We start from the raw sequence: 26183 nt of genomic DNA on the forward strand, positions 1-26183 counted from the left end.
ATCGTCATTTTTTCGTTACGAAGCTTCCAGTGCCTCACCAGAGCAAAGCCCATCATAACGATAAGCGCTGCAATAAGTATTAACATCAGCATTTGCTATTCCTTGTGTGAGTAGCGGAACGAATCTATAAGCAATAAGAATACCCGGAGACAGGAAAATTTGATTTAAGAAAAGTCGCATTGTATTAATTTAACCAAATTAAAACATTAAGTTAAGGCAAATTTCCTAAATGATGCGCTGGAACTAAACCAGTTTTAACTACAATAACGCGATTATCTCCGACTTATCTGTAGATATAACCGGATGTTACCTTATATTGCAGCAGTATAGCTGGCCCGGTTTAACTGGCTAATAAATGAACAATAGTTAATTATTTTAAATTGAATAAGTGAAAGAAATATGTTTCCAGAAAAGGTTGCAGTGGAATTAACCGATCTTGCTAATGATTCGGCAAGGTTTCTACAAAGCATTAACGAGCTGGCAGAACGGCTGGGGCTCGATTTAACCACGCTGGCTGCCGATCATATCGCCGTTCGCTGCCATCAAACCGCCACGGCGGAACGCTGGAAAAAAGGGTTTTTGCAGCACGGCGTGCTGTTTTCAGAAAAGATGATTGGCGGCAGGCCGGTTGCCCTGTTTGAGCTGCACGAGCCGTTGCAGGTCGGGCCGTGGCGAATCAGCATGGTAGAGCTGCCCTGGCCGGGCAAAAAGATCTACCGACATGAAGGCTGGGAACATATTGAAATCGTCCTGCCTGGCGATGAGTCGCAGCTTAGCGCCCGCGCCCTGGCGCTGTTGTCGGACGAGAGCCTGTCAAAACCGGGGATCTCGGTTAAAAACAGCGCGCCCAAAGGCGAAGGCGAGAGGCTGCCCAATCCCACGCTGGCGGTGAGCGATGGCCGCGTAACTATCAAGTTCCATCCCTGGAGCCTGAAAGAGATAGTGGAAAGCGAGCTAGCGCCTTAGCGTCCTTACCGCCTTTTCCATTCGCCTGACGGCTTCCGCCAGCAGATCGCGAGGAGAGCCAAAATTCAGGCGTATAAAATGGTCATCGCCAAAATCGCGTCCGGCGGAGAAACCCAGCCCGTGGCGTTCAAAAAACAGCGCCGGGCTGGCGACGCCAAGCTGGCTGGCGTCTATCCAGGCAAGATAGGTCGCTTCCGGCCCAACCAGCGAAAGCCCTTCAATCGCGTTGACGCGCTTGTTCAGCCAATCGCGTGATCCTCTGAGGTAGGCCAGCTGCTCGTCCAGCCACGGCTGTCCATCCCGCCAGGCGGCCGTAGCGGCCACTAAAGCCAGAATGTCAGGCTGCGGCACTATTCCCAGTCGCGCTTTGGTAAAGCGGGCGCGCAGCTCTTTATCCGGAATAATCGCCACTGAAGCGCCCAGACCCGCGATATTAAACGTCTTCGACGGCGAAATCAGCGTGACTGAACGCTGCTGCGCATCCTCGCTCAGGCTGCCGAAAGGGATATGCTTCGCGCCTTCATCCAGCAGCAGATCGCAGTGAATTTCATCAGAGCAGACGATGAGGTCGTGTTGACGGGCGAAACGCAGCTGGGCCTCCAGCTCTTCGCGCCGATAAACCGTGCCGCCGGGATTTTGCGGATTGCACAGCATCAACAGTTTTTCACTGCCGGTCATGGCGGGCGACAGCTCGTCGAAATCCACCAGCCAGCGTCCCTCGCGCAGCTGCAGCGGCGCGTTGCTCTGCGTGCGACCAGCCAGTTTCGCCGCGGAGCGGAAAGGCGGATAGATCGGCGTGGGCGCGATGGTGCCCTGATGCGGTTCGGTAAAAGCGCGCACGGCAAGATTTAGTCCGCTGACCACGCCCGGCAGCATAACCAGCCATTCCGGCCTGATCTTCCATTGATAGCGCGTCTGCATTCTGGCTACCACTATCTCGATCAGCTCTTCCGGCGCCGTGCCATAGCCGAACACGCCGTGCGCCACGCGCTGTTGCAGGGCGTCGATAATGCAGTCCGGTGAACGAAAATCGGTGTCCGCTACCCAGAGCGGCAAAATATCCTGTCCGCCATATTTTTGCCATTTCAGGCTATCGCTGTGACGGCGATCGATACGCTGGTCGAAAGTACATGCCATGTTGGTGATTCCCGTTACTATTATTTTTTAATGTCTGCACTCAGACTAAACAGCGAAGATTATTTTCACAACCAGCCAGCAGTCATTAACAGGAGGATGAAATGTTAAAACTGGAAGTATGCTGCTACGGAGTCGATTGCGCGCTGGCCGCGCAAACCGCCGGCGCCGACCGGGTGGAACTCTGTTCCGCGCCTTCGGAAGGCGGGCTAACCCCTTCGGCTGGCAGCCTGATGCAGGCCAGAGAAATGCTGACTCTTCCCGTTCATCCGCTGGTGCGGCCGCGTGGCGGCGATTTTTGCTTTAGCGACAACGAGTTCCGACAAATAAAATCGGACATCGCTTATATCCGCGAGCTCGGTTTTCCCGGCGTGGTGACAGGAATTCTGGATGTGGACGGCCATATCGATATCGGCCGGATGAAACAGTTGATGACGCTTTGCGAAGGAATGGCGGTTACCTTTCATCGCGCTTTCGATCTCTGTCACAGCCCGCTTACCGCGCTGCAGCAGTTGACCGATTTGGGCGTGGCGCGCATTCTGACTTCGGGCCAGCAGCAAAGCGCCGAAAGTGGTTTACCTTTATTAAGGGAACTTAATCAGCAAACTCGGGGTCCAATCATTATGGCCGGTGCAGGCGTACGTATGAGCAACCTGCATAAGTTTGTGGAAGCGGGGTTAAGTGAGCTGCACAGCTCGGCCAGCCAGCGTATCGCCTCTGCAATGCGCTATCGCAAAGCCGGCGTATCCATGACGTCGGTCGCAGAGACAGATGAATTCAGCCGCGCCTGCGTGGATGGCGATATGGTGGAAGCCATGAAAGCCTCGCTGGCGCTCCGTTCGCCCGCAAGCGCCGTCTGAACCGATTTTGCCGCACAGCACGCCAGTTCGACGACGTGATGTTTGCAAGTACCAGGCCTCATCATTTTGGTGAGGCTTTTTTTCTGCCGCGGGTCAAAATACCTCTTACACTAATCAAAATAATGGCTGCCGCGAGCTTGTGGATGAAAATCACCGTACCGATCCTGACTGTTACGCTTCTTATGACTGCTGTAGCCCAGGGCGCCGAAACCTGCCCCGTTAACGCCGCGCGTATCAACGACAGCAACAGCCTGCTGCTGCTGGGCGGCACCGCAAAGGGCACGATAAAGCAGGTAGTAATGGGCGAGTTTGGTAAAGACGTTGACTGGCAAAAGAGGTTGCTGAGCGAGTTTGACCGCTGCGGCGCCCTGCTGCGGGCAGATATCAGCTTTGATAAAAACGAAGGAAACGTCGTGCTGAAGATGGCGCAGAACATTACCCGCGTCGCTACCGGCTGGAAAGCCGTCTATGCGCTGTCGGTCTATGTGTTGCAAAAAGGCGAGCTGGTGGAGGTGAATAACAAGCGGGGCACCATCAGCTACCTGACCGGTAAAAAGGGCGTGATCACCAGTTCGTCGGAGGCTTTTTTGCTGCAGGGCAAGGAAGGCTTTACGGAAACCACCAACAGTTACGACAGCCGCCTGCGCCTGGTAAAGAGCGTAGCAAGAGGATCGGATGCGGACGCCAACGGCGAGTTTCTCTATCGATGGGACGCGCAAAACCGGCTAATCACCAGCAGCTCCGCCGACAGCGAGACGCAGTGGCGTTACGACACAAAAAACCGGGAACAGGGTTTATTAACCCACAGACATCAGCCGCACAGCGAGCTGACCACGCAGGATGAGTGCCAGCTGTGGGACGAGCATGACAACTGCACCCTGAGCTACTCGCACGAGAAAGAGGTCTTTGCGGATGGCAACATCGTACGCAATATCAGCACGGCCTGGCGCTTTGAGTATTGGGAAGAGCCGCAGGACAAGGAGAAATAAGCGGCCCGCAGACCGCTTATCTGGCGCTACTCCACCGTGCGGCTGAAAGCGTCCACCGCTATAATCGCGCTGGCGATATCCTGCGCGCTAAGGTTGGGATTGAGATTTTTCAGCGTATCGCCTTCGCTGTTAGCCAGTTCGCCGACTTTCAGCAGGTTCTCCCGGCTCTCATTTTCCAGATGCATCTCTTTCAGCGTTGTCGGCATCTTTATCGCACGATAAAAGCGAATATAGCGCGCGATCTCTTCATCAGGACGCGGCTCCAGCATCATCTGCGTCAGCGTGCCATAGGCGACCTTTTCGCCATGCGTCAGATGATGGATATCGCCATCAATGGCGGTAAAGCCGTTATGGATAGCGTGCGCGCCCGCCAGGCCCGCGTTCTCGAAGCCCAGACCGGAGAGCAGCGTGTTGGCCTCTACCACGGCTTCTACAGCGGGCGTAACCACTTTTTTCTCTACGGCCTGATAAGCGCTGTAGCCCCAGGTCAGCAGCGTTTTTTCACAGGCTTCCGCTATCGCCATACCCGCGATAGTGGGATCGCCGTTGACCATGGATTTGCTGTGCGAACGCTTCACCGCCTGCGCCTCGACAAAGGTCGCCAGGCCGTCGGCGATACCGGAAGCGAACAGCCTGACCGGCGCCTGCGCGCAGACCCAGGTATCCACCAGCACCAGATCCGGGTTTTTATTGTAAAAACGGTAGCTTTCAAACACGCCGCTCTCTGAATAGATCACGGACAGCGCGCTGCATGGCGCGTCTGTCGAAGCGATTGTCGGCACAATCGCTACCGGCCGCTTCAGTTCATCGGCCACGGCCTTGACCGTATCCAGCGTTTTACCGCCGCCGACGCCGATAACCAGACGTACATCGGCTTCTTTCGCCAGCGCCGCCAGCCGGGAGATCTCGTTGCCGGAGGCTTCCCCGTTAAATTGCTGATAGTGACACTCCACGTTGTACTGCCGCAGCGACGCCTGCACCGCTTCGCCCGTCAGCTTCCAGACGATTTCATCCGCCACCACAAAAGCGCTGTTGCCCAGTTCCGCCACATAGTCGCCCAGCTGCGCCATCACGCCAGCGCCCTGAACATATTTACGCGGTGAAGAGAAAACAAATTTACTCATGGGAACTCCTTTTGGTGAAAAAAAAGTCGTGCAGGTTCAACCCTGGCCCTTTTGTGGCAGAAGCGCTAGCGGATACAAGACATTTTGGGAAAAAGGCGAGGTTTGCGCAGGTGAGAAGGCAGAGAATGCGCCCGGTTAGCTGCATATTGATAGTTACAACATACTAAAAGAAACGCGTTTTGGGCGAAGATTGGCCTGGCGATGCCAGGCCAATGTGGAGAGCAGTCAGGGTTTGCGCGCCACCAGCACCGCGCGCAGCGGCGCCGGATAGCCTTCGACAGTTTTGCTGCTGTCATTGGGATCCAGAAACTCTGCCAGCGATTCGCTGGTCATCCAGTCGGTGCGGCGCTGCTCTTCGGTCGAGGTTACGGAGTAGTCCGCAATCTTCACGTCCACAAAGCCGCACTTCTCCAGCCAGTTTTTCAGCGCGCCGGTCGAAGGAATAAAGTAAACGTTGCGCATCTGCGCGTAGCGCTCGCCCGGCACCAGCACCGCGTGCTCGTCGCCTTCCACCACCAGCGTTTCCAGCACCAGCTCGCCGCCGCTGACCAGCTGATTTTTGAGCTGGTAAAGATGATCCAGCGGCGAGCGGCGATGATAAAGCACGCCCATTGAAAACACGGTGTCAAAGGCCTTCAGCTCCGGCAGCTGTTCAATGCCGAGCGGCAGCACGTGCGCGCGCTGATCGTTGCCCAGCAGCTTACGGACGGCCTCGAACTGGCAGATAAAAAGCTGCATCGGGTCGATACCGACCACCAGATTCGCCCCGGCGCCGACCATGCGCCACATGTGGTAGCCGCTGCCGCAGCCGACGTCCAGCACGGTGCGACCGGCCAGCGGCGAAATATGCGGCAGCACGCGATCCCACTTCCAGTCGGAACGCCATTCGGTGTTGATATGCACGCCATACAGCGAATAGGGGCCTTTGCGCCACGGCATCAGATTGCGCAGCAGGCTTTCAATGCCGCCGCGCTGACGATCGCTCAGCTGGCTGCTGTCGGCGGTGACGCTATGCAGCAAATCCAGGGTTTCCGGCACGATAGTCGGCAAATGTTCCACCGAGCGATCCCAGTTTTTGAAATGGCCGTGTAGCTGTTCGCGCTGCCAGGCGGCGATCTGCGCGGGCAGCGTCTCCAGCCAGTGTGACAGCGGGCTTTTGGCGATAAGCTGATAAAAATTACCGAAATCCATTAGCGGTCGCCTGCCTTAAGCGCGATCAGCGAGCCGAAATTAAAACACTGGAACCACAGCTCAGCGTGTTCAAATCCGGCCAGCCGTAGCCGCTCTTTATGGGTTTCCACGCTGTCGGTCAGCATCACGTTCTCCAGCATGCTGCGCTTCTGGCTGATCTCCAGCTCGCTATAGCCGTTAGCCCGCTTGAAGTCATGATGCATATTGAACAGCAGCTCGCCCACATCGGCGTCTTCAAAACTGAACTTCTCGGAGAGCACCAGCGCGCCGCCGGGACGCAAACCCTGCCAGATGGTATTCAGCAGCTGCTGACGTTCGGCGGGTTCCAGAAACTGCAGCGTAAAATTCAGCACCACCAGGGAAGCGTTTTCAATGGGGATAGCGCGAATATCCGCTTCAATCACCTCAACCGGCGTGTCGGCGCGAAAGGCGTCGATATGGCGGCGGCAGCGCTCGACCATTGCCGGAGAGTTATCCACGGAGATGATTTTACAGCCGTCGACTTTGATATTACGGCGTACGGAAAGCGTGGCGGCGCCCAGCGAGCAGCCGAGATCGTAAACCTGGCTGTGCGGCTGCACAAAGCGCTCGGCCAACATGCCGATCATGGAAATAATATTCGAATAGCCAGGCACCGAGCGCTGGATCATATCGGGAAAAACTTCGGCCACGCGCTCGTCAAACGTCCAGTCGCCCAGTTTGGCAATCGGCGCGGAGAACAGCGTATCGCGGTTAGACATAGTGGTAAGTCCGGAACAAAAACGGAAAGGGCGTATTCTGGCAGAAAGCGGCGCGGGCTGCACCTTTTCCGCCTCAGTTCAGGGTGAAAACCAAATCCCAGGGCAGAAAAATCAGGTTGACCAGGATCATGCCCAGCAGCGACAGCAGCGTGAGGATCATCCCGTTTTTACGCCAGACGAGCGTGCTGGTGCGCATACCATAGCTGTGCAGGGCGCGGCCCAGAAAAAAGAAGAGGCCGGTAAGATGCAGCATCCACATATCCGCGCCGTTCATCTCCATCACCACCAGCAGCAGCAGCGCTGCGGGAATATATTCCACCGCGTTGCCGTGAACGCGAATGGCGGTCTGTAATTCATAGAAGCCGCCGTCGCCGTAGGCTACGCGATACTGGCGGCGCAGCCGCACGACGTCGAAAGAAAACTTGATAAGAAACAGTGCTCCAAGCACCACGTACAGCGCGCTGACCATCCTGACTCCACCCAGACTGAAACTTCTGGCGCCATCATAGCGGCGAAAGAACAGACTGTCAGCAAATGTACAGGTTCGTTTAGGATCAGAAGAGACTTTCCTGCTGAGGCCAGGCGGGCGGCTCGCCGATATCGGGCACGGCCTGGCGCAGCGCCTGCCATAAGCTCTGCACCATCGCGGGAGCAAAGGCCACGTCCGGGGTATGAATAAACAGCCACGGCTGGCCCTGTTCGCGCCACTGCGGCAGTTTGTTGCGCCAGGCCTCGAACCATTTCAGGTTAGCCGTCGCGTCGTCGCCGCCGATAAAGCGGATCATCGGCTGGTCGGCGGTCATCACCGCATGAACCGGCAGATGCGGTTTTTTCCGCTGCGCCTCTATAATCGCCGGGTTACTGGGGATGGCGGAATGCACGCCGCGCGTGTCCAGGATCACCCGGTTGACGCCGCGCTGATGCAGTCCGGCGTTCAGCGCTTTTTCCGCTTCTCCTTTGGCAAAAAATTCCGGATGACGCACCTCCACGCCGTAGCTGAAATCCTTCGGCAGACCGTCGAGAAAAGCCCACAGCGCGGCTAAATCGGCTGGCGCGAAGGCGGCAGGAAGCTGGAGCCAGTACTGACCGACGCGCGACGCGAGCGGCGAGAGGAGGCTAAAAAACTCGGCGGTCAGATCGCCGCTGTCGCGCAGTGCAGCCTTATGACTGATGGTCGCAGGAAATTTAAAGCAGAAGCGGAAATCGTCATGGGTCATCGCATACCAGCGCTGTACGATCTCCGGGCGGGGCAGCGCATAGAGCGTGGTATTGCCTTCCACGCAGTTAAAAAAGCGGGCGTAGTCGGCCAGCGTCTCCATGCCCAGCTTTTTCCACTGCGGATGCTGCCACTGCGGCAGGCCCAGATAAAAAGGTTTCATTATTCCTCCCTTAACTACGGCGATCGCGATCGCCTCCCTGCGATCGCTGGCGGCGATTACAGCGCGGCGATGATTTCGTCAGAAGTCCGCACGCGGCCCAGGCGCGGGAAAATATAGCTAAAGCTGCTGTTATGCTCTTCCGTACTGCCTGCCGCGCAGATATCTTCCGCTACGATCAGGTTGAAGCCCAGTTCCCAGGCGTTACGCGCGGTGGATTCCACGCCGATATTCGTGGAAATGCCGCCCAGCACGATGGTGTCGATACCGCGGCGACGCAGCTGCAGCTCCAGATCGGTGCCGTAGAACGCGCCCCACTGATGTTTAATCACTTCGATATCGCTTTCCTGCTTGCCCAGCGCTTCCGGCCAGTCCCACCAGTTTTCCGGCAGCGGGCCGCCGTGGCTGCTGTCTACGGGCTGTTTTGGCGCGTCGCCGAAATCTTTCGCCCAGCCCACGCGCACCAGCACGACAGGCGCGTTGACGGCGCGGAATTTATTGGCCAGCTTCGCCGAACGGGTAACCACGTCTTCCGCTTTATAAGGGCCGCCGGCGAAAGGCAGAATGCCTTCCTGCAGATCGATCAGCACCAGCGCGGTGGTGGCGGCGTTTAGTTGCAACATAGTGACTCCGGGTGTTTGGGGAAAACCGTTGAGAATACAGGCAGTCAGCTCACCAGGGCGATAACAACAATGTGAGAGACGCGAGAAATTTGTTAGCTTTTGTGAGGCGCAGGCTAATTGTAGCGACTTTCCGCACGGCTTGCAGGAACCGGCTCTTATCGCGCCCGGCTTTTTCCATTATAATAGCCGCCTTTTTCGCGGCGGCATCGCCCCGAACGGATAACTAAAGATGCTGCCCGCGAGCGGCGAAGTTAAAAGGATAGCGTTATGCGTACCGAGTATTGCGGACAGATCAACCTGTCTCACGTAGGTCAACAGGTGACACTTTGCGGCTGGGTTAACCGCCGCCGCGATCTGGGAAGCCTGATCTTTATCGATATGCGCGATCGTGAAGGCATCGTGCAGGTATTTTTCGATCCCGATCGCAAGGAGGCTTTTAACCTCGCCTCTGAACTGCGTAACGAGTTTTGCATTCAGCTGACCGGCACCGTGCGTGCGCGCGACGAGAAAAACAAAAACAGCGAGATGGCGACGGGCGAAGTGGAAGTGTTCGCTACCGATCTGACCATCATCAACCGCGCGGAACCGCTGCCGCTGGACTCCAACCAGACCAACAGCGAAGAAGCGCGCCTGAAATACCGCTATCTGGATCTACGTCGTCCGGATATGGCGCAGCGCCTGAAAACCCGCGCGAAAATCACCAGCTTTGTGCGCCGCTTTATGGACGATAACGGCTTTCTGGATATTGAAACGCCGATGCTGACCAAAGCCACGCCGGAAGGCGCGCGCGACTATCTGGTGCCAAGCCGCGTCCATAAAGGTAAATTCTACGCGCTGCCGCAGTCGCCTCAGCTGTTCAAGCAGCTGCTGATGATGTCCGGCTTCGACCGTTACTACCAGATCGTGAAGTGCTTCCGCGATGAAGATCTGCGCGCCGACCGCCAGCCGGAATTTACCCAGATCGACGTGGAAACCTCCTTTATGACCGCGCCGCAGGTGCGTGAAATCATGGAAAAAATGGTGCGTGAGCTCTGGCAGAGCGTGAAAGGCGTTGAGCTGGGCGACTTCCCGATGATGACCTTCGCTGAAGCGATGCGTCGTTACGGCTCCGACAAGCCGGATCTGCGTAACCCGATGGAGCTGGTGGACGTTGCCGATCTGCTGAAAGAGGTCGAGTTCAAAGTCTTCTCCGGCCCTGCTAACGATGCCAAAGGCCGCGTCGCCGCACTGCGCGTGCCGGGCGGCGCGCAGCTCAGCCGCAAGCAGATTGATGAATACGGCAAGTTTGTGGAAATCTACGGCGCTAAAGGCCTGGCGTGGATGAAGGTTAACGAGCGCGCCAAAGGTCTGGAAGGCATCAGCAGCCCGGTCGCCAAATTCCTGAACGCGGAAATCGTTGAAGAGATCCTGAGCCGCACCTCTGCTGCGGACGGCGACGCCATCTTCTTCGGCGCCGACAGCGCGAAAATCGTGGCCGACGCGCTGGGCGCGCTGCGCCTGAAGCTGGGTCGCGACCTGGAGATTACCAACGGCAACACCTGGGCGCCACTGTGGGTGGTGGACTTCCCGATGTTCGAAGAGGACGGCGAAGGCGGCCTGACCGCAATGCACCATCCGTTCACCGCGCCGCGCGATATGACGCCGGGCGAGCTGAAAGCGGCGCCGGAAACGGCCATCGCCAACGCTTACGATATGGTGATCAACGGTTACGAAGTGGGCGGCGGTTCCGTGCGTATCCACAACGGCGACATGCAGCAGACGGTGTTTGGCATTCTGGGCATCACCGAGCAGGAGCAGCGCGAGAAGTTTGGCTTCCTGCTGGACGCGCTGAAGTTCGGCACGCCGCCGCACGCTGGTTTAGCCTTTGGTCTGGATCGCCTGGTTATGCTGCTGACCGGCACCGACAATATTCGCGACGTTATCGCCTTCCCGAAAACCACGGCAGCGGCCTGTTTGATGACCGAAGCGCCAAACTTCGCCAACCCGGCTTCGCTGGCGGAGCTGGGCATAGAAGTGGTGAAAAAGGACAAGCCTGAGAGCCACTAAGATGGCTTTCAAGCGGCCCGTATCGGTGCTGGTGGTGATTTTCGCCCGCGATAGCGGACGGGTGTTGATGCTGCAGCGGCGGGACGATCCCTCTTTCTGGCAATCCGTTACCGGCAGCCAGGAAGAGGGCGAAACGCTGCTGGCGACCGCGCAACGTGAAGTGCGGGAGGAGACAGGAATTGATATTAACGATGGCCAGCTCACCTTAGTGGACTGCCAGCGTCAAATAGAATTCGAGATCTTTGCGCATTTCCGTCATCGTTACGCGCCGGAAGTGACGCACAACAGCGAACACTGGTTTTGCCTGGCGCTGCCGGAAGAGCGGCCGATAGCCTTGAGCGAGCATCTGGCTTACCGCTGGATAGCCGCCGCCGACGCTGCCGCGCTCACGAAGTCCTGGAGCAACCGCCAGGCGATTGAAGAATTTGTAGTATAACTTGTTTAATTATCGCCTGATGGTCAGGCGGTATCGATGATGCTAAACCTTCAGGCGTATATCGGCGCAGTGAGTTTGTTCGCTGCCAGCGCACAGGAACCGCAGCGTACTTTAGTACGTGAGGATTCCGCGCACTGCCAGCGGACAAAATCACAAGTAAGATAGCCTGTGAGGGATCGAGGAGGAATTTAAAGCATGGCTGGTCATAGTAAATGGGCTAACACCAAGCACCGCAAAGCGGCGCAGGACGCTAAACGCGGCAAGATTTTCACTAAAATCATTCGCGAGCTGGTCACGGCGGCGAAGCTGGGCGGCGGCGATCCGGGCTCTAACCCGCGCCTGCGTGCGGCGATGGATAAAGCGCTGTCCAACAATATGACTCGCGACACCATGAACCGCGCTATCGCGCGCGGCGTGGGCGGCGAAGACGACAGCAACATGGAAACCATCATCTATGAAGGTTACGGCCCTGGCGGCACGGCAGTTATGGTGGAGTGCCTGAGCGACAACCGTAACCGTACCGTTTCCGAAGTGCGTCACGCCTTCACCAAAACCGGCGGCAACCTGGGGACGGACGGCTCTGTAGCCTACCTGTTTACCCGTAAAGGCGTTATCTCCTTCGCGCCGGGTCTGGAAGAAGACGCGGTGATGGATGCGGCCCTGGAAGCGGGTGCGGATGACGTCGTGACTTACGATGACGGCGCTATCGACGTCTTTACCGCCTGGGAATCGCTGGGCGAAGTCAAAGACGCGCTGGCGGCAGCCGGTCTGAATGCCGACAGCGCTGAAGTGACCATGATCCCTTCCACCAAAGCGGATATGGACGCGGAGACGGCACCGAAGCTGCTGCGCCTGATCGATATGCTGGAAGACTGCGACGACGTGCAGGAGGTCTACCATAACGGCGAGATTTCCGACGAGGTGGCGGCTACGCTGTAATGGCGTTATTTCCACAGCTGGCCGGAGGAGCGTGATGGCGATCATTTTGGGTATCGATCCCGGTTCACGCATCACCGGCTACGGCATCATCCGCCAGGTGGGTCGCCAGTTGACTTACCTGGGCAGCGGCTGTATTCGCACCAACTCCACCGATTTGCCGGCACGCCTGAAGATAATCTATGCGGGCGTTAGCGAGCTTATCACCCAGTATCAGCCGGATTATTTCGCCATTGAGCAGGTCTTTATGGCGAAAAACGCCGATTCGGCGCTCAAATTGGGTCAGGCTCGCGGCTCGGCGATCGTCGCGGCGGTGAATCACGATTTGCCGGTGTTCGAGTACGCGGCGCGTCAGGTCAAGCAAACCGTGGTCGGCATCGGCAGCGCGGAAAAAAGCCAGGTGCAGCATATGGTGAAAACGCTGCTGAAGCTTTCCGCCAGTCCGCAGGCCGACGCCGCGGACGCGCTGGCTATCGCCATTACGCACTGCCACCTCAGTCAGAACGTCAACCGGCTGGGCGAAGGCAAACTTAACCTGGCGCGTGGCCGCCTGCGTTCCTGATAAGCTGGATATCTATCCAGCTTTTTTTGTGATATAAAACCCCGCATTACTCTTTTCTGAAGGAAGCTTAAGGTGATAGGTCGTCTGAGAGGCAAGATTCTGGAAAAACAGCCGCCGCTGGTTCTGTTGGAAGTGGGCGGCGTAGGCTATGAAGTGCATATGCCGATGACCTGCTTTTACGAGCTTCCCGAGCTGGATCACGAAGCAACGCTGTTCACCCATTTTGTGGTGCGCGAGGACGCGCAGCTGCTGTTCGGTTTCAACAGCCGTCAGGAGCGGGCGCTGTTCCGCGAGCTAATCAAGGTTAACGGCGTCGGGCCTAAGCTGGCGCTGGCTATTCTTTCCGGCATGTCGGCGCAGCAGTTCGTTACCGCCGTAGAGCGCGAAGAGATCGCCTCGCTGGTGAAGCTGCCGGGCGTGGGCAAGAAAACCGCCGAGCGTCTGGTGGTCGAAATGAAGGATCGCTTCAAAGGGATGCATGGCGATCTGTTCGCCGCCGATGCGCCTTTCGCCCTGACCAGCGAAGTCCAGGCGCCCGACGCGGGCAACAGTGCCGAAGAAGAGGCCGTTGCCGCGCTGGTATCGCTGGGGTATAAACCTCAGGAAGCCAGCCGGATGGTGGGTAAAGTCGGTCGTCCGGACGCGGATTGTGAAACGCTGATCCGCGAAGCCCTGCGCGCAGCTATTTGAGGTAAAGCATGATTGAAGCCGATCGCCTGGTTTCGCCGGGAACCATCAGCGAAGAAGAAGTGATTGACCGCGCTATCCGGCCTAAACTGCTGGAAGAGTATGTCGGCCAGCCGGTCGTGCGCGAGCAGATGGAAATCTTTATTCAGGCCGCCAAAATGCGCGGCGACGCGCTGGATCACCTGCTGGTGTTTGGCCCGCCGGGCCTGGGCAAAACCACGCTGGCGGGGATTGTCGCCAACGAGCTGGGCGTAAACCTGCGCACCACTTCCGGCCCGGTGCTGGAAAAAGCGGGCGATCTGGCGGCGATGCTGACTAACCTTGAGCCGCACGACGTGCTGTTTATCGATGAGATCCATCGTCTCTCGCCCGTGGTGGAAGAGGTGCTCTATCCGGCGATGGAAGACTACCAGCTGGATATCATGATCGGCGAAGGCCCGGCCGCGCGCTCTATCAAGCTGGATCTGCCGCCGTTTACGCTGATTGGCGCCACCACGCGCGCCGGCTCGCTGACTTCGCCGCTGCGCGACCGCTTCGGCATCGTGCAGCGTCTGGAGTTCTATCAGGTGGAAGATTTGCAGCATATTGTTGGCCGCAGCGCCAGCTGCCTTGGGCTGCCGCTGAGCGAAGAGGGCGCGCTAGAGATCGCGCGCCGTTCGCGCGGCACGCCGCGTATTGCCAACCGTCTGCTGCGCCGCGTACGCGACTTTTCCGAAGTGCGGGCAGCGGGTAGCCTGAGCGGCGAAGTGGCCGCCAGAGCGCTGGATATGCTGAACGTGGATACGGAAGGCTTTGACTATATGGACCGCAAGCTGCTGCTGGCGATCATCGATAAGTTTACCGGCGGCCCGGTCGGGCTGGATAACCTGGCGGCGGCCATTGGCGAAGAGCGCGAAACCATTGAGGACGTGCTGGAGCCTTATCTGATCCAGCAGGGCTTTATCCAGCGCACGCCGCGCGGCAGGATGGCCACCCAGCACGCTTACCGGCACTTTGGCATCACGCGGGAAGAGTAAAAAAAACCGGTCATCGCTGACCGGTTTTTTCTTGCCTGGCGAAGAGCTACACCGCAGGTTTTCTTACCATGCTGAGCATAAACATCAGCGATGCGCCCAGCACCACGGAAGGCCCGGCTGGCGTATCGTAAAACGCCGAGAAGGTCAGGCCAGCGGTCACTGCCAGAATGCCTACCAGAACGGCAAAGGCGGCCATCTGCTCTGGCGAACGGGCGAAGCGACGCGCCGTGGCCGCCGGGATAATCAGCAGCGAGGTGATAATCAGCGCGCCGACAAATTTCATCGCCACGCCGATAGTCAGCGCCGTCACCAGCATCAATATCATTTTGGTTCGCTGGATATTCACGCCGTCGACCTGCGCCAGCTCCGGGCTGATGGTCATGGAGAGCAGCGAGCGCCAGTTGGCCGCCAGTACCGCCAGCACTATCACTACCCCAGCCGCGATGGTGTAGAGATCGGTCGGCGTCACCGCCAGCAGATCGCCAAACAGATAAGCCATCAGATCCACGCGTACGCCGGACATCAGGCTGACTACCACCAGGCCCAGCGACAGCGCGCTGTGCGCCATAATCCCCAATAGTGTATCAATGGCCAGGTGAGGACGTCGCTCCAGCCAGACCAGCAGCAGCGCCAGCAGCAGCGTCACCGCGATCACCGCGTAAAACGGACTGACGTTAAGCAGTAGGCCGAAGGCGACGCCAAGCAGCGAGGCGTGCGCCAGCGTATCGCCAAAGTAGGACATGCGGCGCCAGACCACGAACGAGCCTAGCGGGCCGGCGGCAAGCGCCAGCAAAAAGCCCGCCAGCCAGCCGGGAAATAACAGTTCAATCACCTGGTTTGTCCTCTGCGCAATACGATACGTCCCTGAAGGTCGTGACGATGATTATGCTGGTGTCGATAGATAGCCAGCTGCTCGGCGCCGCGAGGGCCAAACATAGAGATAAATTCCGGATGGCGGGAAACCGCCTCGGGCGTGCCGGAGCAGCAAATGTGCTGATTCAGGCAGAGCACCTCGTCGGTTTTCGCCATCACCAGATGCAAATCGTGGGAAACCATCAGCACGCCGCAGTTGAGTTCACGCCGCAGTTGATCGATTAAATCGTACAGGGCGACCTGACCGTTGACGTCCACGCCCTGCGTTGGCTCATCCAGCACCAGCAGCTGCGGCTGATTAAGCAGGGCGCGAGCCAGCAGCACGCGCTGCATTTCACCGCCGGAGAGTTTTTGCAGCGGCGCTTGCAGCAGCTGGCCGGCCTGAACTCTTTTCAGCGCAGGCAGAATATCGGTGCGCCTGACGCCGCCGCGCAGCAGCATAAAGCGTTCAACGGTCAGCGGCAGCGTGGCGTCCAGGTGGATTTTTTGCGGCACGTAGCCGATGCGCAGCTGTTCATGGCGCACGACTTTGCCCTTCGTGGGCGAAATCAGCCCCAGCACCACGCGCACCAGCGTGGATTTGCCGGCGCCGTTAGGGCCGAGCAGCGTCAGTATCCGGCCAGGCTGCAGCTGCAGCGACACGCTGGAAAGCACGGCGCGCTGGCCAAAGCTGACGGAAATGTTTTCAAGGCTTATCAGTGAAGACATAGTGATTACAGGTTGCAGAAGTTTTATAATGTTATAATATCACAATCCATCGACCTGTCACGATGGACTGAATCATTATGTTACATAAAACTAAGCCCTTGTTTACCCTGCTTTCCGCGCTCGGCCTTGCCGCTTCGCTTACCTCTGCTGCTAATGCTGCGGTAGTCGCCTCCGTTAAACCGCTGGGCTTTATCGCCGCCGCTATCGCTGACGGCGTTACGCCGGTCGAAATCCTGCTTCCCGATGGCGCTTCGGAGCATGACTATTCACTGCGTCCTTCGGACATTAAACGCCTGCAGGGCGCGGATCTGGTGGTCTGGATCGGGCCAGAAATGGAAGCCTTTATGCCGAAAGCGGTAGCGACGCTACCCGCACAAAAAAACCTCGAACTGGCTGATTTAACCACGGTCAAACCGCTGCTGGTTCGCGGGCAGCATGACGACGAGAGTGAACATGAAGAAGGTGCTGCAGGGGATGCCGAACAGGCTCACGCGCACCATCATGGCGAATATAATATGCACCTGTGGATGTCGCCGGAAATCGCGAAGCAATCTGCGGTTGCAATCCACGCAAAATTATTGGAACTTATGCCGCAAAGCAGAGACAAACTAGACGCGAACCTGCAGCACTTTGAGGCAGAATTGGCCACGGCTGATACGCAAATAGCCGCTCAGCTTGAGCCGGTAAAAGGGAAGGGTTATTTCGTTTTTCACGATGCATATACCTACTTTGAAAAACACTTCGGTCTGACCCCCAGAGGGCATTTTACCGTTAACCCTGAAATCCAGCCCGGCGCTCAGCGTTTACATCAAATTCGAACAGAGTTGGTTGAGCAAAAGGCGGTCTGCGTCTTTGCTGAGCCACAATTCAGGCCGGCCGTGATCGATGCCGTCGCCAGAGGAACCAAAGTGCGTACAGGAACGCTGGATCCGCTGGGTACGGACATCACTCCGGGAAGAGATAGCTATGTGAAATTCCTCTCACAGCTGTCCAGCCAGTATGCGAGCTGCCTGAAAGGAGCTTAGAGGAACTAATACGTGCAGCAAATTGCCCGCGCTGTCGCCATGGCGTTTAATACATTGCCGCGAACCCACCGCGTTATGCTGGGTTCGCTCACCGTCGTTACGCTGGCCGTCTCCGTATGGCGGCCTTTCGTTTATCACCCGATCGTCCCCGGGGAAAATCCTGTCGTCAAAAGCATCGAGCTGGACAAAGAGCAGCTGCGCACGCTGCTGCCGGAAGCCAGCGAGCCGATTGACCAGGATACGCCTTCGCCGGACGAAGACGTGCCGAAAGATGAGATAGATCAGGATGTGCCCAGCGAAACCGGCACGCATGATTACGTGGTGTCAGCGGGAGATACGTTAAGTAGCGTACTCAACCAGTATGGCATCGATATGGGAGATATCAACCAGCTGGTCAAAGTGGATAAAGATCTGCGTAATCTGCAGATTGGCCAACAGCTCTCCTGGACGCTAACCGATGACGGCCAGCTGCAGCGTCTGACCTGGGAAGCTTCGCGTCGCGAAACCCGCACCTACGACCGTTCCGGGGATACCTTTAAAGCCTCTTCCGCCGTCCAGCAGGGCGAATGGCAGAGCAGCGTGCTTGCCGGCACCGTACAGGGCAGCTTTGTCACCAGCGCCCGTAACGCGGGTCTGAGCAGCGGCGAAATCAGCGCGGTGATCAAAGCGCTACAGTGGCAGATGGACTTCCGCAAGCTGCGTAACGGCGATCGTTTCTCGGTGATGATGTCCCGCGAGATGATGGACGGTAAAAGCCAGCAGAGCCGTCTGACGGGCGTGCGCCTGCAAACCGGCGGCAAAGACTATTACGCTATTCGCGCCGCGGACGGCAAATTTTACGATCGCAGCGGCGCGGGTCTGGCGCACGGCTTTATGCGCTTCCCGACGGCGAAACAGTATCGCGTCTCCTCCAATTTCAACCCGCACCGCCTGAACCCGGTGACCGGCCGCGTTGCGCCGCACAAGGGCGTAGACTTCGCGCTTCCGCTGGGCACGCCAGTATTAGCGGTGGGCGACGGCGAGGTGATCGTGGCGAAGCGCAGCGGCGGCGCAGGCAACTATGTCGCCATTCGTCATGGCCGCCAGTACATGACGCGCTATATGCATATGAAAAAGCTGCTGGTGCAGCCGGGCGACAAGGTGAAGCGGGGCGAGCGTATCGGCCTGAGCGGCAACACCGGCCGTTCTACCGGGCCGCATCTGCACTTTGAAGTCTGGATCAACAACCAGGCGGTCAACCCGCTGACGGCGAAGCTGCCGCGGATGGAAGGGCTGACCGGCAAAGAGCGTAGCGACTATCTGGCACAGGTTCGCGAAATCACGCCGCAGCTGCGTTTTAATTAATCGTTCCACCCTGAAAGACAAGCCGACGGATCCTCCGCCGGCTTTTTCTTATGGGTAAAACGAGGCGAACGTTGCAAAATAGTTCGTCAGCACTATCATTAGCCGCTCAGAATTTGAGGCGAGTGCATGAATAACAAAAAAAGCAATATTGAATTTATCCCTGTTTTTCAGAAATCCTTTCTGCTGCCGCGCTACTGGGGAAGCTGGCTGGCGATAGGATTGTGCGCCGGTATGGCCTGGGTACCCGCGCGCCTGCGCGATCCGCTGCTGGGTGCGCTGGGTCGCTTCGCCGGCAAGTATGCGAAAAGCGCTCGCCGCCGCGCGCAGATCAATTTGTTCTACTGCCTGCCTGAAATCCCGGAAGCCGAACGTGAGAAAATCATCGACGAGATGTTCGCTACCGCGCCGCAGTCCATGGTGATGATGGCGGAACTCGCCATGCGCCCAGAGCATGCCCGCCAACGTATAACCTGGCACAACAGAGAGATTATCGAGCAGATCCGCGCTGAAAATCAGAACATTATCTTTCTGGTGCCCCACGGCTGGGCCGTGGATATTCCGGCTATGGTGCTGGCCTCCGAAGGCCAAAAAATGGCGGCGATGTTTCATAACCAGCGTGACCCGCTGCTGGACTATATGTGGAACACGGTGCGTCGCCGCTTCGGCGGCCGTATGCATGCCCGAAACGACGGTATCAAGCCGTTTATCAGCTCTGTGCGTCAGGGCTACTGGGGCTATTATTTGCCGGACCAGGATCATGGAGCCGAGCACAGCGAGTTTGTGGACTTTTTCGCAACCTATAAGGCGACGTTGCCAGCGGTAGGTCGATTAATGAAAGTCTGCCGCGCTCGCGTAGTGCCGCTGTTCCCGGTTTACAACAGCAAAACGCATCGCCTGGATATTCACCTGCGTGCGCCGATGGACGATCTGCTGGAAGCGGACGACAAAACGCTGGCGCGCAGGATGAATGAAGAAGTGGAGAATCTGGTGCGGCCGAATCCGGAACAGTACACCTGGATCCTGAAGCTGCTGAAGACCCGCAAAGAAGGCGATATTGAGCCTTATCGGCGTAAAGATCTCTTCCGCAAAAAGTAGCAGAGAGCCCCGTTATCCAACGGGGCTTTTTTTTATTCCGCCAGCGCGACGATGCGCCTTTCGCGCTCGCGCAAAAAGGCTTTCACCAGCCAGAACCAGCACAGCCCGCAGGCAAGGTTCACCAGGCTGAACCAGAAGCTGCCGCCGCTGAAATAAGCGCTTTTCACCGCCTCGATCCCCAGCGTAAACACCAGAATGCTTACCATGCCGAGCATGGCGGCGACGCTGCCTTTGCCCGACGAGCTGGAGAACAGCGTCAGGCGATAAAGCCCGGCGTTGACCAGGCCGGTGCCGAAGCCGTACAGGCTCAGGCCGGCGGTCAGCCAGAGATAGCTGTGTGCATTCAGCATTGTGGCGAAGGCCGCTACCGCCAGGCCAATCAGAATCGGCCACGCGGCCAGCTTCAGCGGCTGCTCAATCGGTACGCGGCCGGAAAGTTTACCCAGCGTCAGATTTCCCGCAATCATCGCCAGGAAAACCGGCAGCTGCAGCAGCGCATAGTCCATCCGGGAAAGATGCTCGCTATGGATCAGGATCACCGGCGACAGCGCGACCCAGCCCAGGCAGGGAATGCTTACCAGCCCGATAGCCAACGAACCGCTCATCACCTGACGATCGCGCAGCAGATGCAGATAGCCTTTGCCCAGCGACTTCAGCGCTACCGAAGCGCCGCTGTCGCCGGCGGTTTCCGGCATCGTCCGCCACAGGCCGATTAACGCCACGGCGCTGACGGCGCCGAACAGCCAGAACATGGCGCGCCAGTCGCTTACCGACAGAAAGGCGGCGCCCGCCAGCGGGCCGGCCAGCGGCGCCAGCAGCGCGATATTCGCCATCAGCGCCATCATCTTTACGCTCAGCGCCTCGTTAAAAGCCTCCTGAATGGCCGCGTAGCCCACCGCGCCGATAAAGCAGAGGCTGGTGCCCTGTAAAAAACGCATCAGGATAAATTGCCCGATGGAGTCGACCCAGTGCGTAGCGACGCAGGCCAGCGTAAAGAAAGCCACGCCGGCCAGCATGACCGGCCGCCGGCCAAGCTTGTCGGAAAGCGGCCCCAGCAGCCACTGCAGCACGATACCGCCAGCCAGATAAGCGGTCAGCGAGGCGGAAACCCATTCCGGGCCAACGCTGAACTCGTCGGTAACCAGCAACATGCCCGGCTGGATCATGTCGTGAGCGATATAGCTGGCAAACTCAAACAGCACCAGCGAAAGCGGAAAAATTAAATGGCGACGGGTTAAGGTCGACACGGGGAGAAAAGAGGGCATTCAGGCACCTTCCGGACAAGTAAACAGGATCTGCAAAATCGCGCCAGCATACGGGTTGTGTATGGAGACTTGATGAATGTGTTGCTGAAAAAACAGCGAAAAGAGGAATAATAGCGCGGAAAAGGTTATCGGGCGCGACGGCCCGATAACGTCTGGAGATTATTCTACCCGCAGCACGCGGCTGGTGTTGGTGGTGCCGGTGGTGCTCATTACGTCGCCCTGGGTGACGATCACCAGATCGCCCGACATCAGGAAGCCTTTATCGCGCAGCAGATTGATAGCGTCATGCGCGGCGGCCACGCCTTCGTTGTTGCTGTCGAAGTAGACCGGAGTCACGCCGCGATAGAGCGCGGTAAGGTTCAGCGTATGCTCATGGCGCGACATAGCGAAAATCGGCAGGCCGGAAGTGATGCGCGAAGTCATCAGCGCGGTGCGGCCCGATTCCGTCATGGTGATGATCGCCGTCACGCCCTGCAGATGGTTGGCGGCGTACATGGCGGACATGGCGATGGCTTCTTCGATATTGTCGAACTGCACGTCCAGGCGATGTTTGGAAACGTTGATGCTGGGGATCTTCTCGGCGCCCAGGCAGACTTTCGCCATTGCCGTGACCGTTTCCGCCGGATACTGGCCCGCTGCGGTTTCCGCAGAAAGCATCACGGCGTCGGTGCCGTCCAGCACGGCGTTAGCGACGTCCATTACCTCGGCGCGGGTTGGCATCGGATTGGTAATCATCGACTCCATCATCTGCGTAGCGGTAATTACCGAACGGTTCAGCTGACGGGCGCGGCGGATCAGCGCTTTCTGAATGCCGACCAGCTCAGGATCGCCAATTTCAACGCCCAGATCGCCCCTGGCGACCATTACCACGTCGGAAGCCAGGATAATGTCATCCATTGCTTCCTGCGTCGCTACGGCTTCGGCGCGCTCGACTTTAGAGACGATTTTCGCCTCGCAGCCCGCTTCGCGAGCCAGACGACGGGCGTAATTCAAGTCTTCGCCGCAGCGTGGGAAAGAGACGGCCAGGTAATCCACGTCAATTTTCGCGGCGGTAATGATGTCCGCTTTGTCTTTTTCGGTCAGCGCTTCGGCAGAGAGCCCGCCGCCCAGCTTGTTGATGCCTTTGTTGTTGGAAAGCGGGCCGCCGACGGTGACTTCGGTAAAGACCTTCATGCCCTGAACTTCCAGCACCTTCAGCTGCACGCGGCCATCATCCAGCAGCAGGATATCGCCAGGCACAACGTCCGCCGGCAGTCCTTTGTAATCGATGCCGACTTTTTCCTTATCGCCTTCGCCTTTGCCCAGGCTGGCGTCCAGCAGAAAACGGTCGCCCTGGGTGAGAAACACCTTGCCTTCTTTAAAGGTGGATACGCGAATTTTCGGGCCCTGAAGATCGCCCAGGATGGCCACGTGGCGGCCCAGTTTTGCCGCAATCGCACGCACGTTGCTGGCGCGCTGCATATGGTCTTCCGGCGTTCCATGTGAGAAGTTAAGTCGAACCACGTTGGCGCCGGCAGCGATAATTTTTTCGAGGTTGTTGTCGCGATCGGTAGCCGGACCCAGGGTGGTAACGATCTTGGTTCTTCTTAAACGTCTGGACATGTGTGACTCCATTGACTTTGAAAGAGGTGTTGCCGCAGCAATTCCTGAAGAGCGCGGCCATTTTATAAGGGAAAGGCGTTCCGCTTCGACCTTTTCCCTGTAAATCCCTCAGGCTGGCTCGCCGCATAACAATATCACCCTAAGCGGGCGCTGGCATATCGTCGTGAGAAAAATTCTTTAATCTCTTATAAACGGCGGCGAGATGGGCATTTTGCTCGGATACTCGCCGCTTTAGCGTTTATATATTTTGTCGATTTCAGTCAAAGGGGAAATCGATAGCCGCCGACGTCGCGGGATAGCGTCACGGAGTAACGCTGACGTCGCCGTTTCGCCGCCGTTTGCCGCGAGTTATCACTTTTATGCGCAAAAAACGGCCTGTTACGCCGATACGAAAGCTAACAAAAAAGTGGAAAGATTAAGCACATTCTGTCCGCGTATTGGCCAGCAAATCGGTGTGAACCTGGCTACGCTGTGCTGGCGAAGCGCAGTCAGGTTTACGCAGACCCGGCAAAAGCAGTACATTGTATTGAAAGAAAATCAAAAAAGCCTGACCGCGCCGGGATTCGCTGGTCGGGTCATCCCAATGAGGAGAATAGAATGGCGGTTACACAAACAGCCCAGGCATGCGATCTGGTGATTTTTGGTGCCAAAGGCGATCTTGCACGCCGGAAACTGTTGCCTTCCCTGTATCAGCTGGAGAAAGCCGGTCAGATTCACGAAGAGTCGCGCATTATCGGCGTAGGCCGTGCGGAGTGGGATAAAGCGGCCTACACCAAAGTCGTGCGTGAAGCGCTGGAAACCTTTATGAAGGAAACCATCGACGAAGCGCTGTGGGACAAGCTGAGCAGCCGGCTTGATTTCTGCAATCTGGACGTGAACGACGCGGCGCACTTCACCCGCCTGGGTAAAATGCTCGATCAGAAAAAGCGCGTAACCATCAACTATTTCGCTATGCCGCCAGGGACTTTCGGCGCGATCTGTAAAGGATTGGGCACGGCTAAGCTGAACGCGCAGCCTGCGCGCGTGGTCATGGAGAAGCCGCTGGGCACCTCGCTGGAAACCTCTCGCGAGATCAACGACCAGGTCGGCGAATATTTCGAAGAGAACCAGGTTTTCCGTATCGACCACTATCTGGGTAAAGAGACGGTGCTGAACCTGTTGGCGCTGCGCTTCGCCAACTCGCTGTTCGCCGCCAACTGGGACAACCGTACTATCGATCACGTGCAGATCACCGTGGCGGAAGAGGTGGGTATCGAGGGACGCTGGGGCTACTTTGATAAAGCGGGCCAGATGCGCGACATGATCCAGAACCACCTGCTGCAGGTGCTGACCATGATTGCGATGTCGCCGCCTGCGGATCTGACCGCTGACCGCATCCGTGACGAAAAAGTAAAAGTGCTGCGCTCGCTGCGCCGTATCGACCATACTAACGTGCGTGATAAAACCGTGCGCGGCCAGTACACTTCCGGCTTCGTACAGGGCAAAAAGGTGCCGGGCTACCTGGAAGAAGAAGATGCCAACAAATCCAGCAACACGGAAACCTTCGTCTCCATCCGCGTGGATATTGACGACTGGCGCTGGGCTGGCGTGCCTTTCTACCTGCGCACCGGCAAGCGTCTGCCGACCAAATGCTCCGAGGTCGTGGTCTACTTTAAAAACCCGGCGCTGAACCTGTTCAAGGATTCCTGGCAGGAGCTGCCGCAGAACAAGCTGACCATTCGTCTGCAGCCGGACGAGGGCGTTGATATCCAGATCCTGAACAAAGTGCCGGGTCTGGATCACAAGCACAATCTGCAGACCACCAAGCTTGATCTGAGCTTCTCGGAAACCTTTAACCAGTCGCATCTGGCCGACGCCTATGAGCGTCTGCTGCTGGAAACGATGCGCGGCATCCAGGCGCTGTTTGTGCGTCGCGACGAGGTAGAGGAAGCCTGGAAGTGGGTCGACTCCATTATGGAAGCCTGGGCGGCGGATAACGAAGCGCCTAAGCCTTATCAGGCGGGCACCTGGGGGCCGGTCGCTTCCGTGGCGATGATCACCCGCGATGGTCGCTCCTGGAACGAGTTCGAATAAGCCCCTCAGCCTGTTCCGCTACCGAAAATCGTTCGGTGGCGGAACGGTTTCCCGTCACGAAATGATATTCTTCAGAAACCGCAATAACCTTCAGCAACCAATATTAAATATAATAAACTCTCTTTCCAGATACATATTAAATGAATTTCTTTACATCGGGACTTAAGATATTAGAATCACACCTGCCTGAATAATTGTTATTTATGGCATGTTATAGTTTTAGTTCTTATTAATAAGATTAAGGATAAACCAATGAGAATGTTAATGGATTTTGAAATAGCGTCTGTCTCCGGCGCCGGTAGCTGCGACTCAACAACCACTACGACAGGAGGCTCTCCGGTGGCGCCGCGTGAGCCAGCTGCAGGCATGACGGGCAAAGCGATGCTCAGCGACGGCAGCAAATATGAAAGCGCTTATGAAGGAGATATTTTTGCGGCCTGGGATGCATGGAATGCACAACTTGAAACGCTTAGCGGTAGAACTTATTCAGTATTCGCTGTTCATGGGAATAACAACTCCTCTGCTTCTGCCATAGCACTCTGATAATTAACATCGATTAATTTAATTTCTGTGGTTACGGAAGGGCGGCTTTATTTTACAGAAAGGAAAATAGTCTGAATTTCGTAACCTTTTAATCTTTTTTAAGCTTATTTTTTATGAAAATGTACGGCCACTCTGGCCCGGGCAGACTATGCTCCTGAAAAATGAACCGCAGTTTCAAAAACAGATTTCACGCATGGACGAAGCCGCTAAAAATCCTGTATGGTAGACAGCTTCCGGACGCCGCGCGCGTCGTTTTTGCCCGCCTCGCTGGTAACAGGGAACAGGCAGGCCTGAAAGGAGAAGCAGGACGATGAGTAACTGGAAAACAAGCGCTGAACAAATTCTGACTACTGGCCCGGTTGTGCCGGTTATCGTAGTCAACAAGCTGGAACATGCGGTGCCGATGGCGAAAGCGCTGGTGGCGGGCGGCGTGAAAGTACTGGAAGTGACGCTAAGAACCGCCTGCGCTATGGATGCGATAAAAGCGATGATCGCGGAAGTGCCTGAAGCCATTGTTGGCGCGGGAACGGTGCTGAACGTACAGCAGCTGCGGGAAGTCACCAATGCGGGCGCAAAATTTGTTATCAGTCCCGGCATTACTGAGCCGCTGCTGAAGGCCGCTGTGGATGGGCCCATTCCGCTGATCCCGGGTATCAGCACCGTATCAGAACTGATGGCCGGTATGGATCATGGCCTGCGCGAGTTTAAATTCTTTCCGGCGGAAGCCAACGGCGGCGTCAAGGCGCTGCAGGCGATTAGCGGGCCTTTCCCGCAGGTGCGCTTTTGTCCAACCGGCGGCATCTCTCCGGCCAACTATCGCGACTATCTGGCGCTGAAAAGCGTGCTTTGCATCGGCGGTTCCTGGCTGGTGCCTGGCGACGCGCTGGAGGCGGGCGATTACGATCGTATTACGCAGCTGGCGAAAGAAGCCGTGGCGGGCGCGCGCTAACAGCGCGGCTGGCAGGAAAA

At 57.3% G+C, this 26183-nt stretch carries 26 protein-coding genes; 15 read left to right on the forward strand and 11 right to left on the reverse strand.

Going from position 1 to position 26183, the window contains the following annotated elements:
• Positions 1–399 precede the first annotated feature (399 nt).
• The gene (locus MKZ79_RS02660; protein WP_336140000.1) at positions 400–966 is read left to right on the forward strand and encodes a VOC family protein; all 567 of its coding nucleotides are present in this window, start codon (positions 400–402) and stop codon (positions 964–966) included.
• Here MKZ79_RS02660 and MKZ79_RS02665 read toward each other — a convergent pair.
• The gene (locus MKZ79_RS02665; protein ID WP_336140003.1) at positions 955–2103 is read right to left on the reverse strand and encodes a MalY/PatB family protein; all 1149 of its coding nucleotides are present in this window, start codon (positions 2101–2103) and stop codon (positions 955–957) included. The genes MKZ79_RS02660 and MKZ79_RS02665 overlap by 12 nt on opposite strands.
• A 101-nt stretch (positions 2104–2204) precedes the next feature.
• Between MKZ79_RS02665 and cutC the strand changes: the two genes are divergently transcribed.
• Positions 2205–2960: a copper homeostasis protein CutC gene (gene cutC / locus MKZ79_RS02670; protein WP_336140005.1), complete on the forward strand. Its 756-nt coding sequence runs from the start codon at positions 2205–2207 to the stop codon at positions 2958–2960.
• Between the two features lie 143 nt (positions 2961–3103).
• On the forward strand, positions 3104–3949 hold the full coding sequence (locus MKZ79_RS02675; protein WP_336140007.1) for a hypothetical protein: 846 nt from the start codon (positions 3104–3106) through the stop codon (positions 3947–3949).
• 26 nt (positions 3950–3975) lie between these two features.
• Here MKZ79_RS02675 and MKZ79_RS02680 read toward each other — a convergent pair whose 3' ends face one another.
• The 6 genes from MKZ79_RS02680 to MKZ79_RS02705 all read right to left on the reverse strand — a co-directional run bounded on the left by MKZ79_RS02680 (position 3976) and on the right by MKZ79_RS02705 (position 9003).
• The gene (locus MKZ79_RS02680; RefSeq protein WP_336140009.1) at positions 3976–5073 is read right to left on the reverse strand and encodes a glycerol dehydrogenase; all 1098 of its coding nucleotides are present in this window, start codon (positions 5071–5073) and stop codon (positions 3976–3978) included.
• A 225-nt stretch (positions 5074–5298) separates the two neighbouring features.
• Positions 5299–6264, reverse strand: coding sequence for a tRNA 5-methoxyuridine(34)/uridine 5-oxyacetic acid(34) synthase CmoB (cmoB, locus tag MKZ79_RS02685; RefSeq protein ID WP_336140011.1), 966 nt, complete (start codon positions 6262–6264; stop codon positions 5299–5301).
• Positions 6264–7004: a carboxy-S-adenosyl-L-methionine synthase CmoA gene (gene cmoA / locus MKZ79_RS02690; protein ID WP_336140012.1), complete on the reverse strand. Its 741-nt coding sequence runs from the start codon at positions 7002–7004 to the stop codon at positions 6264–6266. Before cmoA ends, cmoB begins: the two co-directional genes overlap by 1 nt.
• A gap of 73 nt (positions 7005–7077) precedes the next feature.
• The gene (locus MKZ79_RS02695; RefSeq protein WP_336140013.1) at positions 7078–7473 is read right to left on the reverse strand and encodes an MAPEG family protein; all 396 of its coding nucleotides are present in this window, start codon (positions 7471–7473) and stop codon (positions 7078–7080) included.
• Between the two features lie 85 nt (positions 7474–7558).
• Positions 7559–8383 carry a DUF72 domain-containing protein gene (locus tag MKZ79_RS02700; protein ID WP_336140014.1) on the reverse strand — a complete coding sequence of 275 codons (825 nt, stop codon included), beginning with the start codon at positions 8381–8383 and terminating at the stop codon, positions 7559–7561.
• A gap of 56 nt (positions 8384–8439) precedes the next feature.
• Positions 8440–9003: a hydrolase gene (locus MKZ79_RS02705; RefSeq protein ID WP_336140015.1), complete on the reverse strand. Its 564-nt coding sequence runs from the start codon at positions 9001–9003 to the stop codon at positions 8440–8442.
• A gap of 267 nt (positions 9004–9270) precedes the next feature.
• Here MKZ79_RS02705 and aspS point away from each other — a divergent pair, with 267 nt between their 5' ends.
• From aspS to ruvB, 6 genes are all read left to right on the forward strand, one after another.
• Positions 9271–11049 carry an aspartate--tRNA ligase gene (gene aspS / locus MKZ79_RS02710; RefSeq protein WP_336140016.1) on the forward strand — a complete coding sequence of 593 codons (1779 nt, stop codon included), beginning with the start codon at positions 9271–9273 and terminating at the stop codon, positions 11047–11049.
• Position 11050: 1 nt separating this feature from the next.
• Complete coding sequence (nudB, locus tag MKZ79_RS02715; protein ID WP_336140018.1) at positions 11051–11485, forward strand: dihydroneopterin triphosphate diphosphatase; 435 nt, start codon at positions 11051–11053, stop codon at positions 11483–11485.
• A 195-nt stretch (positions 11486–11680) separates the two neighbouring features.
• Positions 11681–12424 (forward strand): YebC/PmpR family DNA-binding transcriptional regulator, encoded by a 744-nt coding sequence (locus MKZ79_RS02720; RefSeq protein WP_336140019.1) that lies wholly within the window; start codon positions 11681–11683, stop codon positions 12422–12424.
• Positions 12425–12458: 34 nt separating this feature from the next.
• Positions 12459–12983 (forward strand): crossover junction endodeoxyribonuclease RuvC, encoded by a 525-nt coding sequence (ruvC, locus tag MKZ79_RS02725; RefSeq protein WP_336140021.1) that lies wholly within the window; start codon positions 12459–12461, stop codon positions 12981–12983.
• A gap of 72 nt (positions 12984–13055) precedes the next feature.
• Positions 13056–13673, forward strand: a complete 618-nt coding sequence (gene ruvA, locus MKZ79_RS02730; protein WP_336140022.1) for a Holliday junction branch migration protein RuvA — start codon at positions 13056–13058, stop codon at positions 13671–13673.
• Between the two features lie 8 nt (positions 13674–13681).
• Positions 13682–14686: a Holliday junction branch migration DNA helicase RuvB gene (ruvB, locus tag MKZ79_RS02735; protein WP_336140023.1), complete on the forward strand. Its 1005-nt coding sequence runs from the start codon at positions 13682–13684 to the stop codon at positions 14684–14686.
• A gap of 46 nt (positions 14687–14732) precedes the next feature.
• Here the strand turns inward: ruvB and znuB are convergent, their stop codons facing one another.
• Together znuB and znuC are read right to left on the reverse strand one after the other, a co-directional pair.
• The gene (znuB, locus tag MKZ79_RS02740) at positions 14733–15518 is read right to left on the reverse strand and encodes a zinc ABC transporter permease subunit ZnuB (protein ID WP_336140024.1); all 786 of its coding nucleotides are present in this window, start codon (positions 15516–15518) and stop codon (positions 14733–14735) included.
• Positions 15515–16267, reverse strand: a complete 753-nt coding sequence (znuC, locus tag MKZ79_RS02745) for a zinc ABC transporter ATP-binding protein ZnuC (RefSeq protein ID WP_336140025.1) — start codon at positions 16265–16267, stop codon at positions 15515–15517. The genes znuB and znuC overlap by 4 nt, the downstream gene beginning before the upstream one ends.
• 77 nt (positions 16268–16344) lie before the next feature.
• Between znuC and znuA the strand changes: the two genes are divergently transcribed.
• The 3 genes from znuA (at position 16345) to lpxM (ending at position 19731) form a co-directional block, all read left to right on the forward strand.
• Positions 16345–17292, forward strand: a complete 948-nt coding sequence (znuA, locus tag MKZ79_RS02750; protein WP_336140027.1) for a zinc ABC transporter substrate-binding protein ZnuA — start codon at positions 16345–16347, stop codon at positions 17290–17292.
• 12 nt (positions 17293–17304) lie between these two features.
• Entirely contained in the window at positions 17305–18636 is a 1332-nt protein-coding gene (mepM, locus tag MKZ79_RS02755; protein WP_336140028.1) for a murein DD-endopeptidase MepM, read from the forward strand.
• Between the two features lie 126 nt (positions 18637–18762).
• Positions 18763–19731: a lauroyl-Kdo(2)-lipid IV(A) myristoyltransferase gene (gene lpxM / locus MKZ79_RS02760; RefSeq protein WP_336140029.1), complete on the forward strand. Its 969-nt coding sequence runs from the start codon at positions 18763–18765 to the stop codon at positions 19729–19731.
• A gap of 32 nt (positions 19732–19763) precedes the next feature.
• Here lpxM and MKZ79_RS02765 read toward each other — a convergent pair whose 3' ends face one another.
• Both MKZ79_RS02765 and pyk read right to left on the reverse strand, forming a co-directional pair.
• Complete coding sequence (locus MKZ79_RS02765; RefSeq protein ID WP_336140030.1) at positions 19764–20996, reverse strand: MFS transporter; 1233 nt, start codon at positions 20994–20996, stop codon at positions 19764–19766.
• A 159-nt stretch (positions 20997–21155) separates the two neighbouring features.
• Complete coding sequence (gene pyk / locus MKZ79_RS02770; RefSeq protein ID WP_336140031.1) at positions 21156–22598, reverse strand: pyruvate kinase; 1443 nt, start codon at positions 22596–22598, stop codon at positions 21156–21158.
• 597 nt (positions 22599–23195) lie between these two features.
• Here pyk and zwf point away from each other — a divergent pair.
• From zwf to MKZ79_RS02785, 3 genes are all read left to right on the forward strand, one after another.
• Complete coding sequence (gene zwf, locus MKZ79_RS02775) at positions 23196–24671, forward strand: glucose-6-phosphate dehydrogenase (protein ID WP_336140032.1); 1476 nt, start codon at positions 23196–23198, stop codon at positions 24669–24671.
• Between the two features lie 252 nt (positions 24672–24923).
• A complete protein-coding gene (locus MKZ79_RS02780; protein ID WP_336140033.1) occupies positions 24924–25214 on the forward strand; it encodes a hypothetical protein in 291 nt (96 codons plus the stop codon).
• A gap of 310 nt (positions 25215–25524) precedes the next feature.
• Positions 25525–26163, forward strand: coding sequence for a bifunctional 4-hydroxy-2-oxoglutarate aldolase/2-dehydro-3-deoxy-phosphogluconate aldolase (locus MKZ79_RS02785; protein WP_336140034.1), 639 nt, complete (start codon positions 25525–25527; stop codon positions 26161–26163).
• Positions 26164–26183: the final 20 nt, after the last annotated feature.

Origin of the sequence: Erwinia sp. CGal63 (assembly GCF_037026505.1) — a bacterium.
Lineage (GTDB): Bacteria > Pseudomonadota > Gammaproteobacteria > Enterobacterales > Enterobacteriaceae > Erwinia.